Consider the following 12,367-nt stretch of genomic DNA (forward strand, 5'->3'; position numbering starts at 1 on the left):
GGGGGTCCCGCCATCACGCGTCAACACGCGGGGGGTTCTGACACTGGGGGCGTGTTTGTGTGGTACTCGGTTTCTTGGGGCGTAAACGCGCGGGGGGGGCCGGGGCCGGGGGGGATTGGGGGCCTGCGGGCGCGGCGGGACCACGGACGGGCTGTTCTGCGCCGCCGCGGGCTGCTGCTGCGGGGCGCGGGGGCCGGGGCGCGGGCCGGGAGCCGGGCGCGGCGCCTGCTGGGGCGGCTGCGGCACGGCCGCCGGGGTCGGGGCCGGCGCCGGAGCCGGTGCGGAGGCCGCGGCCGGGGCCGGGGCCTGGGGCTGCGGCGTCGCCGCCGGCGCCGCGGGCTGCGGCGCGGCCGGCTTGGCCATCGGCTTCGGGGCCATCGGCTTGGGGCCGGGCACCGGACGGGGACCCGGCTTGCCGGCGGGCGCCGACGGACGCGGGGTCGGGTCGTTGCGGACCTCGCCCGACGCCGACGGCGCGGGCTTGGGCGGCGCCGGGCGGGCGCCGGACGGCTTGGGCTTCGACTCGCCCTTGGCGTAGGCGTCACGCAGCCGCCGGGCCACCGGGGCCTCGACGGTGCTGGACGCGGACTTCACGTATTCGCCCTGGTCGGCGAGCTTGCTCAGCAGTTCTTTACTCGTGACGCCGAGCTCTTTGGCGAGCTCGTGCACGCGGGCCTTACCTGCCACTGCACTCCTCTGTGAGGGAGGCCGGCGGGCAAGTCCCGTCGACCTCGTCTTAACGTCGCGCGTTCATGTCTTCAGCTTCACGGCTGACTCATGACGGGTCGACCTGCTTCCTTGCTTCCTGCTGGTCCCGGGGCGATCCCGCGACCTACTTCCCAACACCGCTCGAGGTGACCGCGAACGCGTTCCACGTCGAGCGACCCCTGGACCCGGAAGGCCCGGGGGAACGCCCGCCGCTTCTCGGCGTTGCGGAGGCAGTCCGGATCGGGGTGCAACCATGCTCCCCTACCGGGCAGCCGTCTGCGTGTGTCCGGGACCACGGCCCCGTCCACGACCACCACGCGCAGCAGCTCGGAGGGCAACGTCCGGGCGCGGCATCCGATGCACGTACGAACCGGGCCGTGGTGCGTGAGATCCGATCCCCGACGTTGAACCACTGAGAAGTCTATCCCCTGTTGCCTAGTCAGCCGAACCGGATGTCGCCGCGCCCGCCGGAGCGGACCCGCCGGCCTCCGCGTCGCTGCGGATGTCGATGCGCCAGCCGGTGAGGCGCGCGGCCAGCCGGGCGTTCTGGCCCTCCTTGCCGATGGCGAGGGAGAGCTGGAAGTCCGGGACCACGACCCGTGCCGTCTTGGCGCGCTCGTCGAGCACTCTCACGGACACAACCTTCGCCGGTGACAAAGCATTCCCGACGAACGTGGCGGGGTCGTCCGAGTGGTCGATGATGTCGATCTTCTCACCGGCCAGCTCGCTCATGACGTTGCGCACCCGGGCCCCCATCGGGCCGATGCACGCCCCCTTGGCGTTGACGCCGGGCACCGTCGTGCGGACCGCGATCTTCGAACGGTGACCTGCCTCACGTGCCACCGCCGGGATCTCCACGGTGCCGTCGGCGATCTCCGGGACCTCCAGCGCGAAGAGCCGGCGGACCAGGTTCGGGTGGGTGCGCGAGAGGGTGATCTGGGGGCCGCGCGCGCCGCGGGAGACGCCCACGACGTAGCACTTGAGCCGCGAGCCGTGCTCGTAGGACTCGCCGGGCACCTGCTCGGCGGGCGGCAGCACGCCCTCCGTGTCGCCGATCTGGACGACGACCATGCCGCGGGCGTTGGCGCGGGCGTCGCGCTGCACCACGCCGGCGATGATCTCGCCCTCCTTGGCGGAGAACTCGCCGAACGTGCGCTCGTGCTCGGCGTCGCGCAGGCGCTGGAGGATGACCTGGCGGGCGGTGGTGGCGGCGATGCGGCCGAAGCCCTCGGGGGTGTCGTCCCACTCCTCGGCGACGGTCCCGTCCGGGTTCAGCTCCTGGGCGAGCACCCGCACCACGCCGGTCTTGCGGTCGATCTCGACGCGGGAGTGCGAGTGGTGGCCCTCGGTGTGCTTGTAGGCGGTCAGCAGGGCGGTCTCGATGGCCTCGAGGACGGTGTCGAAGGGGATGTCCTTGTCCCGCTCGATCGCCCTGAGAGCGGCGATGTCGACGTTCACTCCGACTCCTCCTCCAGGTGCTTGCCTTCGAGGAGCGCGAGCTCTTCGACCGGCGGCTGCTTGAACTCGACTTCGACGACGGCGCGCTCGATCGTCCGGTACTCGACGCGGCGCAGCTCGCCCTTGACCAACAGCACGACCCCGGTGTCGTCGGCGTCGCCGACGCGGCCGAACCACTCGACCTGGTCCGGCTGCTTGACCTTCACCAGGCGCAGCCGGTTGCGCTTCCAGTGGCGAGGCTTGGTGAGCGGGCGGTCCGCGCCGGGCGAGGTGACCTCGAGCGTGTACGGCCCCGCGATCAGGTGCTCGTGCGCGTCGAGGGCGGCGGACACGGCGCGACTGGCCTGCGCCACCTCGTCCAGCCCGATCCCCTCGTCGCCGTCCACGACCACCTTGACCAGCCTGCGACGCCCAGCCTGGTTCACGTCGAGCAGCTCGAGGTCGAAGCCGATCGCCTCGACCGCCTCCCGCACGACGGGTGCTAGCTGCGCGGCGAGTTCTCCGCGCGGCGGGCTGGACACGTGGTGACTCCAAGTTCTCTTCGAGTGCAGAGGGCACGGCAACCCCGGCCGACGCTGCACTCGCCGGCCGTGGTCGCCCAGACTATCTCGTTCGGCGGTCGGACACGTCCCGCGGGCGAGGGGCCGCCTCTGGCAGGATCGGAACCCGTGATCGGAAGAACGGCGTTCAGCAGGCGCGCGGTGCTGCTGGCGACGGCCACCGCGCCGCTGGCAGTCGCGTGCACCACACCCCCTCCCCCTCCGCCGCCACCGGACCCGCTGGCGGAGTTGGTGAAGGCGGCGCTGTCGGACGCCGCGCTGGCCACCGCCGTGGGCGCGCCCGAGACCGCCGCCGCGCGCGCCGAGCACGCCACGCGGTTGCAGGCCGAGGTCGACCGCGCCACGCCGCGCGTGCCGGGGTCTTCGGCGCCGCCGACGACGTCGGCCCCGGTCGCGCCGCCCGCGGGGGCGTCGCGCGAGGCGTTGGTGCCGGCGTTGCAGGCGGCGCAGAAGCAGGCGGGGGACATGGTGGCGTCGGTCGAGCCGCACCGGGTGGGCCTGGTGGCGTCGGTGGCGGCCGGGTGCGCGAGCCTGGTGGAGGCGTTGTCGTGAGCGTGGACGCGGTGCAGGGGGCGTTGGCCGCGGAGCACGCGGCGGTGTGGACGTACGGGCTGGTCAGCGCGTTCATCACGGGTCCGCAGCAGGCGGCGGCGGTGGCGGACGGCGCGAACGCGCACCGGGCGCGGCGGGACGTGACGGAGCGGTGGCTGCGCGACGCGGGCGCGACCCCGCGCCCACCGGCCCCGGCCTACCTCCCGCCGCAGCCGGTGGACAGCGCGGCGTCGGCCATCGCGGCGTTGATCACGGTGGAGACCGACGCGTGCGCGGCGTGGCGCGGGGTGCTGGAGCGGACCGACGACGGGGCGCTGCGGACGTCGGCGCTGGACGCGTTGACCGTGTCGGCGGTGCGCGCGACGCGGTGGCGGAAGGCGGCGGGCGTGACGCCCACGTCGATCACGTTCCCGGGTGCCGGGGTGGGCTGACACCCGCGGCGCGGCGGGCGGCTCAGGGTGTGTGGGCGACGCCGGACTGATAGGGGTGGCGGCGCGCCGAGGCGCGACAACCCCGGGACGTGGGCGGCTCCCAGGACGGGCGATCCGGGCACGGGCGGCTCCGGGCACCCAGTGGCTCCAGGCGTCCGGAGGCACCCGGTGGCTCCAAAGCCCACGGCGGCACCGGGGCACACGGCGGCTCCCGGCGCAAGGCAGCCGTCGGCGGCTGTGGACAGGTCCGGTGTCCCGGTCCGCCCGCGCCGTGGGCGGTGCCGGGCGCGGTCAGGAGGTCAGTTCGGCGGCGAGGCGGAAGGCGTCGTTGCTGATCCGCTTCATCAGGGTGTTGTGCGCGGTCTCGTCGGGGCCGTGCTTGACCGTGTCCGACTCGATGATGATCACGTCGCGGTCCTGCTGCCGGGCCGCGAAGCCGCCGTTGCCCAGGGTGGTCAGGTTCGGCACCCGCACCGCGCCGTCCTTGACCAGGTCGTTGACGTTGCCCGTGCCATCGCGGGTGGTCAGGTCCTTCAGCTTGGCGGCGTCCTCGGCCGTCTTCATCCGCACGATGGACACCGACGTGTAGATGGTCACCCCGTCGGGTGTCTTGGTCGTGTACAGACCGCGAGTGAGCTGCTGGCACGGGGTGCTGGTCAGGAACGTCTTGGTCTGCCCGTACGCGTGCACCGCGCAGTCGCTGTCCTTCAGCGGCTCGGGGACGTCCGGCGACGCGGTGAACGCGAACTCGCCCGCCGGCGCGGAGGTGGTGGTCGGCGTGCCGGTGTGGGTGTTCTTCGGCATCACCACCAGCCACACCAGCCCGGACACCACGGCCACGCCGAGCAGTCCCAGCCCCTTGAGCACCAGCCCGCGCCGCGAGCGCGCTGCCGTGCCCGCCGGCGCGGTACGGCGGCGCGGCGGTGGCGGAGGGGAGCCGAGCAGCGAGTCCAGCTGCCCGATCTCCGACCGCCACAGCGGCGCGGTGTCCGACGGACGGACGGGCGGGATCCGCTGCGTCACCTCTTCGGGTGATTCGGGAGGAACCGACACAAAGACCCACGGTAACGGAAGAGGGTCAGGCGAGCGCTGTGAGCACCAGGTCGACGTCCTCCACCGTGTTGTAGAGGTGGAACGCGAGCCGCACCCGCCCGGCGCGCAGGCTGGACCGCACGCCGGCCGCCGCGAGCCGCTCGCCGGCGGACGGCAGGTCGAGCGACACGACGGCCGACCCGCGCGGGGCCAGCCCGAGGCCCGTGAGCAGGGCGTCGGCCAGTCCGACGGCGTGGTCCCGGACGGCCGCGAGGTCGAGCGAGGCGAGGTAGGGCAGGGACGCGGCGGCGCCGTACTGGGACAGCCAGACCGGGGAGATGTCGAGCCGCCGGGCGTCGGGCGCGAGCCGCAGCGGCAGCCCGTACACGGTGGCCCACGGGTCCTCGCCGGCGAACCAGTTCGCCGCCACGGGCACCGTGCGCTCCAGCGCCGAGGGCGAGCAGGCGAGCCACGCGCACCCGCGCGGCGACATCAGGAACTTGTAGCCGACGGCCACCACCCAGTCCGCCCACCCCAGGTCCAGCGGCATCCAGCCGACCGCCTGGGAGGCGTCCAGCAGCACGGGCACGCCGGTCGCGCGCAGGCCGTCCAGGTCCGCCACCCGCCCGTCGGCGGACTGCACGACGCTCACCGCGACCAGGTCGTGCCGCCCCGCTTCGGCCACGACGTCGTCGAGATCGACTTCGGTGACCCGCAGGCCGCGCGCCGCGAACGGGAACGTGAGGCTGGTGAACTCGCCGCGCACCACGAGCACCGACGCGTCGGCGGGCAGCCCGGCCGCCACCAGCGACACGAGCTGGGACACCGACGCGCCCGCGGCGACCCGCTCGGACGGCACGCCGACGAGCCGCCCGAACGCCTCCCTGGCCGTGCCGACCTGCTCGTCCACCGCGCCGGGACCGTCCGCACCGGTCGCCCACCGCCGCACCGCGTCCGCGACGACGGAGGCCGTGTGCGCCGGCGGCACGCCGATGCTCGCCGTGTTCAGGTAGCCGAGGGGGACGTCGAAGGTCGAGCCGAAGGCAGAACGCATGGGATCATCACACGGTCTCGGCCACGCCGCCGTCCACCGATTTGCGGTTCTTGCGCCGGGCGTAGACCTGCTTGCGGGTGCGGGCGACGACCTCGCCGCGGTCGTCCACCACGTCGGTGGAGAACCAGACCAGGGCCTTGCCGCCGTCGGCCGTCAGCGAGCGGACCTCCTCCAGCCGCTCGTCGGTCAGCCGGAACTCGGCGTGCACGGTGCCGCGGCCGGGCTTGACGAACTCGATCTCGCCCGCCCGGTCCCAGACCAGGTGCTCGCGGCCGAGGTTGTGCAGCACGAGCAACATCCAGAACGGGTCGGTCATCGCGAACAGCGAGCCGCCGAAGTGGGTGCCGACGTAGTTGCGGTTCCACCAGTGCATCCGCATCCGGACCTTGACGTAGCGGTAGTCGTCGGACAGCTCGACCACGCGGATGCCGGCGAACAGGAACGGGGGCCACAGGTTCATGCCGCGGCGCAGACGCGATGCCTTCACGGCCGTCATGTTACCAGCGGGTAATACGCACTCGGCCGGAATCAGCGCAGGGTGACGACGTTCCCCGTCACCCTCGCCGCCGCCTCCGAGCACAGGAACGCCACCACCGCGGCCACGTCCTCGGGCTGTGACACGTCGTGCTCCGCGCGCACCGCGTCGTTGACCCAGCCGGTGTCGGTGACGCCCGGCTTGACCACGTTCGACGTGATGCCGTGCGGCCACAGCTCGGCCGCCGCCGACATGGCGTAGTTGTCCAGCGCCGCCTTCGCCGCGCCGTAGGAGACCTCGCTGGGGAACCCGTGCGGGCCGCCGGAGGTCAGGCCGACGACCCGGCCCCAGTTGCCGCCGCGGGCGATGTGCCGCCGGGCGAACTCGGCGATCAGCAGCGCGCCCGCCCGCGCGTCCACCGCGAACTGGGCGTCGAACGTCTGCGGCGTCACGGCCTGGAGCACCCGGCCGAACCGGTCCTTCTCGACCGCGAGGAACGTGTCCTGCACCCAGCCGGAGGCGTTGTTGACCAGGATGTCCACCGGCCCGAAGACCCGTTCCGCGGCGTCGAACAGCGCGGCGGGCGCGTGCGGGTCGGTGAGGTCCGCCTCCACCGCGTGCGCCTTCCCGCCCGCCTCGGCGATCGCGGCGACCACGTCGTCGGCGTCCGACTCGCGGGCGGTGAAGTACTCGCGGGGCAGGCTCGGGTCCGGCGCAGGGGCGAAGCGCAGGAACGTGATGAGGACGTTGACGCCCTGGGCCGCGAGCGCCTTCGCGGTCGCGGCGCCGATGCCCTGGTTCGCGCCGGTGACGATCGCGGTGTGGATCACGGTCGGCATCCTGCCCCATCGGATCGCGGCGTCGCACCGCGATTTCGGTGGCGGGCGCGCGTCGTTCGTAAGCTCTGGGCATGCGCAGCGAAGAGATCGAGGTCCGCACCGGCTCGACCGAGGTCGTGCACGACCTCACCCGCGCGTGCGAGGACTTCCTGGCCGATGTGGACGGCGACGGGCTGCTGCACGTCTGGGTGCCGCACGCCACCGCGGGCCTGGCGGTGCTGGAGACCGGCGCGGGCAGCGACGACGACCTGCTGGCCGCGTTGCGCGAGCTGCTGCCCGCCGACGGCCGGTGGCGGCACCGCCACGGGACGCCGGGCCACGGCCGTGACCACGTGCTGCCCGCGCTGGTGCCGCCGTACGCGACCATCCCGGTGCTAGGCGGTGTGCTGGCGCTGGGCACCTGGCAGTCGGTCTGCCTGGTCGACACCAACGTCGACAACCCCGTCCGCAAGGTCCGCTTCACGTTCCTGCCCGGGTAGCAGCAGCGCGACCAGGCCGACGGCGGCGAGCGCGACGAACACCCAGACCTGGGCGGCGTCGGGCGAGCCGCCGTGCAGCAGCGCCCGCAGCCCTTCGGTGGAGAACCGGAACGGCGTCCACGACCACAGCAGGGCCCGGTAGGCGGGGGCGAGCAGCTCGGGCACCTGGCCCGCGACCGCGGGCGCGATCAGGTACAGCGGGGCGAGCACCGCCATCGCGCGGATGCCGAGCAGCCTCAGCAGCGCGCCCTGGACCAGCGCGAACGCCAGCCCGACGAGCGCGAGGTAGCCGAGCACGCCCCAGTCGAGGGGCAGCGACGAGTCCCACAGCGCGAAGAACCCCGCCACCACGGCGACGCCGAGCACGGTCGTGGCCGCCGCGCCCACCAGCCGGCCCGCCGCCGACTCCCGGCGCGCGAGCAGCGTGAACGCCGCGCCGGCGACCAGGCCGGCGATCCACAGCAACGCGCTCGCCGCGAGCGGCGCGGTCCGGCCGGCGGCCGAGGCCGGGTCCAGCGTGACGACCTCCGCCCGCATCCCCGCGCCCTGCGCGACGCCGCCGAGCACCTGCTGGGCGACCTGCGTGCCGGACGGGTTCACCGCGCCGGACAGCACCACGGTGGCGTGGTCGGGCGCGAGTTCCAGCACCCCGTAGACCTCCTGCCGGGACAGCAGCTCCCGCGCCTCGTCCGGCGCGGCCACCCGCCACGAGACCTCCGCCACGTCCCCGCCCGCGAGCCTGTCCGCGACACCGCGCAGTGGGGGCGGCGCGTCCGGGGCCACGGCGACGGCGAGCGGCACCGCGTCGGGGTGCGCCGTCGCCTGGACGCCGAACGTCAGCAGGCCCAGGACGAGGGCGATCACCGCGCCGACCGCGGCGGTGGCCACCGCGATGACCGCCGGCGGCCGGTCGTGCAGTGCGGCCATGGGTGTCCTCCTCGGTAGTTCATCATGTGTTGAATTAGAGGCTACGACCCGTGCGCGCCGGAAGTCAACGCGTGCTGAATTAGGCGGAGCGGTCCGACCACCGGAGGTCATTGGGTACGGTTCAGCCGTGACTTACCCAGGTGGCGGCCGGCCCGGCCAGGGCGACTGGGGCCAGCAGGACAGCGGCTACCCGCAGCAGGTCTTCCCGCAGAGCTACGGCCCGTCGGGCTCGTACGGCGGGCTCGGGGTGTTCTCCGGCGGCGACGAGCCCCCGCCCCCGAAGAAGAGCAAGGCCAAGCTGTGGCTCGTGATCGGCGCGGTCGTCGTCGTCCTGGTGGGCGGCGGCGTGACGGCGTTCGTGCTCACCCGACCGGACGACTCGACCCCGGTCGCGCAGAACACCGACACCAGCACGACCACGACCACCGCCACGACGACCACGACGCCGAAGACCAGCCAGTCGAAGGCCCCGAACGCCACCTGCCAGCCGCTCAAGGCGGACTGGAACTGCCTGCCCGTGCAGGCCCTGTCGTACAGCTACGACGTGCCCAAGGGCTGGTCGCCCGCGCAGGGCAGCGCCCCGGTCGAGGGCATGACCGACGTGAAGCTCACCGGCCTCACCGTCACCGGGGCCTACGACTGCGGCGGCAAGGAGTTCACCCGCGGCGGCGCGGGCGGCGCCGTGGTGCCGCAGACCGACCTGACCGCGGTGGCCAACGACTTCGCCCGCAAGCTCGCCACCCAGTACTACAAGTCCGCGCCCCAGTCCGAGGTCAAGCTGGGCGAGCCGAGGTCGGTGACGCTGCCCAGCTCGCTGGGCGACATCCAGGGCGTGCAGGTCGACGCGACCGCCACCACCTCGGGCGACCCGTGCCTGGCCACCAAGGGCATGGTGAAGGTCCTGGTGCTCAAGGGCGACAAGGGCTTCCACGTGTTCATGGCCAACGGCGACCTGGAGGGCGGCCCGGCCGAGCCGAAGCCCCCGACGGAGGCGGACCTGCAGGGCATGGTCGACTCCGTGAAGCCGCTGAGCCAGTGAGCTACACCGGGCTGGGCGTCTACCAGCAGCAACCCCCGAAGCGGCCGAACCGCGCGCCGCTGTGGATCGCGCTGGCGGCGGTGGCCGTGCTGGTCGTCGGCGGCGGGGTGACGGCCTTCGTGCTGCTCGACCGCGACGACGGCGGCGCGCCCGCGGGGACCACGTCGGCCGCGTCGACCGCGCCCGAGCCCGACTGGCAGCCGGTGGACGACTCGCAGGCGGGCCTGTTCTACGAGCTGCCGCCGTCGTGGGAGTCCACCGGCGGCGGCGCGTCCGGCCGGATCAGGCTGACCACGTCGTACGTGTCCCGGCCGTTCCGGTGCCAGGGCCGCGACATGATCCAGGCGCAGGCCATGGCCGGGTCGATCATCGAGGACGACCCGGAGCAGGTCGCCACCGAGCTGGTGAACCGGATCGCGGCCGGCGGGTACACGGTGAACGGCGCGGCCCCGGAGGTCGGCGAGCCGCGCGTCGAGGCGGCGGACGACGAGGTGGTCCGGCTCAGCGTGGAGGTGACGCCGAAGGCCGCCAACGCGTGCTACGCGCCGAAGGCCGCGGTGAGCGCGGTGGCGTTCCGGAACGGGGCCAAGGTGTCGGTGTTCGTGCTCAACGTCGCCCAGGGCGGGCCGCACGTGGCCGAAGGCCCCTCGGACGACGACGTCGCGCGCATCCTGGGGAGCGTGCGGCTGTCGTGAACACGCTGGTGCTGTGGGACATCGACCTGACCCTCATCGACGCCCGCGGCCTGGGCCGCGACTGGTACCGCACCGCGCTGCGCGCGACCACCGGGCTGGACCTCGTGCACGTGCCCGCCTTCGCGGGCCGCACCGAGCGCGCCATCACGCGGGAGCTGCTGACGGCGCACGGGCTGGAGCCGACCGAGGAACTGGTGGGGCGGCTGCACGCGGAGCTGATCGCCGTGGCCACGCGGGAGCGGCACCTGCTGCCGGCCCGCGGCCACGTGCTGCCGGGCGCCCTGGCCACGCTGGAGGCGTTGGCGGCGCGCGAGGACGTCGTGCAGTCGCTGGTCACCGGCAACCTGGTGGAGATCGCCCGGCTGAAGCTGGCCGCGTTCGGCCTGGACGCGCACCTCGACTTCGAGATCGGCGGCTACGGCTCGGTGTCCGAGCACCGACCCGCGCTGGTGCTGGAGGCGGTGCGGCTGGCGACGGCCAAGCACACCCGCGACTTCCGGACCGTGGTCATCGGCGACACGCCGCACGACGTGGACGCGGCGCTGCGCCACGACGCCGTCGCCATCGGCGTGGCGACCGGTCGCAGCACCACCGCGGACCTGCGGGGAACGGGCGCCCACGTCGTCCTGGACGACCTGTCCGACACCGCCGCGGTGCTGCGGGCCGTCCTCAACCCCTGAGGGGCGCGCTCCACAGGCGCAGCTCTTGGTTCGGTGGCGAGTCCACCACGCCGAACAGGAACGTCCGGTCCCGGGTCGACGCGACCGCGGGCACCTCGGCGAGCCGGTCGAAGCCGTGGTCCCGAACCGGCATCCGGGTCCACGTGATGCCGTCGGGCGAGGTCCACACCAGTCCGGCCGCGCCGTCGTCGGTGCGCCCTATGGCCAGGGCGCCGCGGCCCCACGGGTGCGCGTCGACCGCCCACTGGTGGTCCCGGTCCGTCACGCCCGCGTCCGGCAGCCGCCCGAGGTCGATGCTGCCGGCGCTCCACCCCGGCTCGTCGTCACGCCGGTACCGCGCGTGGAGACCGTCGGCATCCCGCCCGAGCACGAAGGTGAGCGACCCGATCCGCCCGGTGGCATCGCGGTAGCCCTGGGGCAGGCCGTCGCCGATGTAGGTCCACGTCGTCCCGTCCGCCGAGCGGAACAGCGGGGTGCCGTCGCTCAGGCCGAGATCCGAATCGTGCAGGAGGAAGCCGTCCTGCGTGGCCGTCAACCGGGGGAGCACCCCCGCGAACTCGTCATCGGCGATCGTGACCGCGTGGCCGAAGGACCGCCCGTCCTCCGCGTGCCACACCCGGAAACCCTGGAAGCCGTCGGGGTCGTCCGTCGCGCCGAGCCCCATCGCCGGGTGGTCGTAGCCGATCACGACCACGCCGCGCGGCCCGGCCGCGATCGTCATGAACGGGTCGTCACGGGCGCTGTCCGGCAGCGGCGACCGTTCCCACCGCTCGCCGTCCTCCGTGCGCCACACCACCACCTCGTCCCGGCTGCCCCCGAGCACGTACGCGGCGGAGGCGTGCGCGGCGACCGACCGACCGCGCAGGAACAGGGAGAACCCCTCCGGGGCGCGGGCCGTCCACGCATGCCCGTCCGGTGAGGTGAACAGCGCCGGCGCGGCGTACTCCCCGGCGACCAGGAGCCCGCCGTCCCACCCGGCCGCGTCGAGCACGTACAGCGACGCGAGCGCCGGTGGCAGCTCGCCCGGGTCGTGCGGCGACCAGCGCGGCACCTCGAACGGGGTCGGCGCGGGAGCCGCCGCGCACCCCGTCAGGAGCAGCAGCGACAGCACGACCGACCTCAGCACGACGGCCGCCAGACGAACGCCTCGGTGTCGGCGCAGAACGGCCGGGCGGCGACGACCGCCGTGGTGCGGAACGGCGTGCCCCCGTCGTCCACCAGCAGCTCGCCCTCCTGCCCGCCGGAGGTCCACCGCAGGTGCAGGCGCCACTCGACGTCCTCGGTCCCCGAGTACGGGCGGATGACGAGCAGCTCGGGCTCGAAGTCGTTGACCTTGTACGGGAAGGGCGGCACCGGGCCGGGGGGGGGGGGGGGGCGGGGCGGCGCGCCGGGCCCGCGGGGGCGCGGGGGAGGGAGAGAGAGAGGGCGCGCTGCGTTA

Annotated in this window: 17 protein-coding genes; 6 read left to right on the forward strand and 11 right to left on the reverse strand. The window is 74.0% G+C overall.

Features of this window, described 5'->3' with window-relative positions:
- The 4 genes from ACFXGA_RS36860 to rimP form a co-directional block, all read right to left on the reverse strand.
- The coding region (locus ACFXGA_RS36860) for a translation initiation factor IF-2 N-terminal domain-containing protein (protein ID WP_378096670.1) at positions 1-687 on the reverse strand (687 nt) is incomplete at its 3' end.
- 77 nt (positions 688-764) lie between these two features.
- Positions 765-1,121, reverse strand: a complete 357-nt coding sequence (locus tag ACFXGA_RS36865; protein ID WP_378096672.1) for a YlxR family protein — start codon at positions 1,119-1,121, stop codon at positions 765-767.
- Positions 1,122-1,143: 22 nt separating this feature from the next.
- The gene (gene nusA, locus ACFXGA_RS36870) at positions 1,144-2,166 is read right to left on the reverse strand and encodes a transcription termination factor NusA (RefSeq protein WP_378096675.1); all 1,023 of its coding nucleotides are present in this window, start codon (positions 2,164-2,166) and stop codon (positions 1,144-1,146) included.
- Positions 2,163-2,687 (reverse strand): ribosome maturation factor RimP, encoded by a 525-nt coding sequence (gene rimP / locus ACFXGA_RS36875; RefSeq protein WP_378096678.1) that lies wholly within the window; start codon positions 2,685-2,687, stop codon positions 2,163-2,165. The genes nusA and rimP overlap by 4 nt, the downstream gene beginning before the upstream one ends.
- 147 nt (positions 2,688-2,834) lie before the next feature.
- Here rimP and ACFXGA_RS36880 point away from each other — a divergent pair, with 147 nt between their 5' ends.
- Together ACFXGA_RS36880 and ACFXGA_RS36885 are read left to right on the forward strand one after the other, a co-directional pair.
- Positions 2,835-3,278: a hypothetical protein gene (locus tag ACFXGA_RS36880; protein WP_378096681.1), complete on the forward strand. Its 444-nt coding sequence runs from the start codon at positions 2,835-2,837 to the stop codon at positions 3,276-3,278.
- Positions 3,275-3,709, forward strand: a complete 435-nt coding sequence (locus ACFXGA_RS36885) for a ferritin-like domain-containing protein (protein WP_378096684.1) — start codon at positions 3,275-3,277, stop codon at positions 3,707-3,709. The genes ACFXGA_RS36880 and ACFXGA_RS36885 overlap by 4 nt, the downstream gene beginning before the upstream one ends.
- 291 nt (positions 3,710-4,000) lie before the next feature.
- On the opposite strand, the gene ACFXGA_RS36890 is transcribed toward ACFXGA_RS36885, so the two are convergent.
- From ACFXGA_RS36890 to ACFXGA_RS36905, 4 genes are read right to left on the reverse strand one after another with little or no spacing between them, the layout of a single operon-like run.
- Entirely contained in the window at positions 4,001-4,762 is a 762-nt protein-coding gene (locus ACFXGA_RS36890) for a hypothetical protein (RefSeq protein WP_378096687.1), read from the reverse strand.
- Positions 4,763-4,787: 25 nt separating this feature from the next.
- Complete coding sequence (locus tag ACFXGA_RS36895; RefSeq protein ID WP_378096690.1) at positions 4,788-5,795, reverse strand: aminotransferase class V-fold PLP-dependent enzyme; 1,008 nt, start codon at positions 5,793-5,795, stop codon at positions 4,788-4,790.
- A gap of 7 nt (positions 5,796-5,802) precedes the next feature.
- A complete protein-coding gene (locus ACFXGA_RS36900; RefSeq protein WP_378096693.1) occupies positions 5,803-6,282 on the reverse strand; it encodes a DUF4442 domain-containing protein in 480 nt (159 codons plus the stop codon).
- Between the two features lie 41 nt (positions 6,283-6,323).
- On the reverse strand, positions 6,324-7,100 hold the full coding sequence (locus ACFXGA_RS36905) for an SDR family NAD(P)-dependent oxidoreductase (protein WP_378096696.1): 777 nt from the start codon (positions 7,098-7,100) through the stop codon (positions 6,324-6,326).
- Positions 7,101-7,180: 80 nt separating this feature from the next.
- Between ACFXGA_RS36905 and ACFXGA_RS36910 the strand changes: the two genes are divergently transcribed.
- Positions 7,181-7,588, forward strand: a complete 408-nt coding sequence (locus ACFXGA_RS36910) for a YjbQ family protein (protein WP_073899510.1) — start codon at positions 7,181-7,183, stop codon at positions 7,586-7,588.
- On the opposite strand, the gene ACFXGA_RS36915 is transcribed toward ACFXGA_RS36910, so the two are convergent.
- On the reverse strand, positions 7,484-8,515 hold the full coding sequence (locus ACFXGA_RS36915; protein ID WP_378096699.1) for an ABC transporter permease: 1,032 nt from the start codon (positions 8,513-8,515) through the stop codon (positions 7,484-7,486). The two genes, ACFXGA_RS36910 and ACFXGA_RS36915, sit on opposite strands and share 105 nt — an antisense overlap.
- 127 nt (positions 8,516-8,642) lie before the next feature.
- Here ACFXGA_RS36915 and ACFXGA_RS36920 point away from each other — a divergent pair, with 127 nt between their 5' ends.
- Genes ACFXGA_RS36920 through ACFXGA_RS36930 form a run of 3 tightly spaced genes read left to right on the forward strand, consistent with a single transcriptional unit; the run spans position 8,643 to position 10,929 of the window.
- A complete protein-coding gene (locus ACFXGA_RS36920) occupies positions 8,643-9,554 on the forward strand; it encodes a hypothetical protein (protein WP_378096702.1) in 912 nt (303 codons plus the stop codon).
- Positions 9,551-10,249 (forward strand): hypothetical protein, encoded by a 699-nt coding sequence (locus tag ACFXGA_RS36925; RefSeq protein ID WP_378096704.1) that lies wholly within the window; start codon positions 9,551-9,553, stop codon positions 10,247-10,249. The genes ACFXGA_RS36920 and ACFXGA_RS36925 overlap by 4 nt, the downstream gene beginning before the upstream one ends.
- Positions 10,246-10,929 (forward strand): HAD family hydrolase, encoded by a 684-nt coding sequence (locus ACFXGA_RS36930; RefSeq protein WP_378096707.1) that lies wholly within the window; start codon positions 10,246-10,248, stop codon positions 10,927-10,929. The genes ACFXGA_RS36925 and ACFXGA_RS36930 overlap by 4 nt, the downstream gene beginning before the upstream one ends.
- Here ACFXGA_RS36930 and ACFXGA_RS36935 read toward each other — a convergent pair.
- Complete coding sequence (locus ACFXGA_RS36935) at positions 10,919-12,055, reverse strand: hypothetical protein (RefSeq protein WP_378096710.1); 1,137 nt, start codon at positions 12,053-12,055, stop codon at positions 10,919-10,921. The two genes, ACFXGA_RS36930 and ACFXGA_RS36935, sit on opposite strands and share 11 nt — an antisense overlap.
- Complete coding sequence (locus tag ACFXGA_RS36940; protein ID WP_378096713.1) at positions 12,049-12,282, reverse strand: hypothetical protein; 234 nt, start codon at positions 12,280-12,282, stop codon at positions 12,049-12,051. Before ACFXGA_RS36940 ends, ACFXGA_RS36935 begins: the two co-directional genes overlap by 7 nt.
- Positions 12,283-12,367 lie beyond the last annotated feature (85 nt).

The organism is Actinosynnema sp. NPDC059335, from assembly GCF_042752395.1.
GTDB lineage: Bacteria > Actinomycetota > Actinomycetes > Mycobacteriales > Pseudonocardiaceae > Actinosynnema.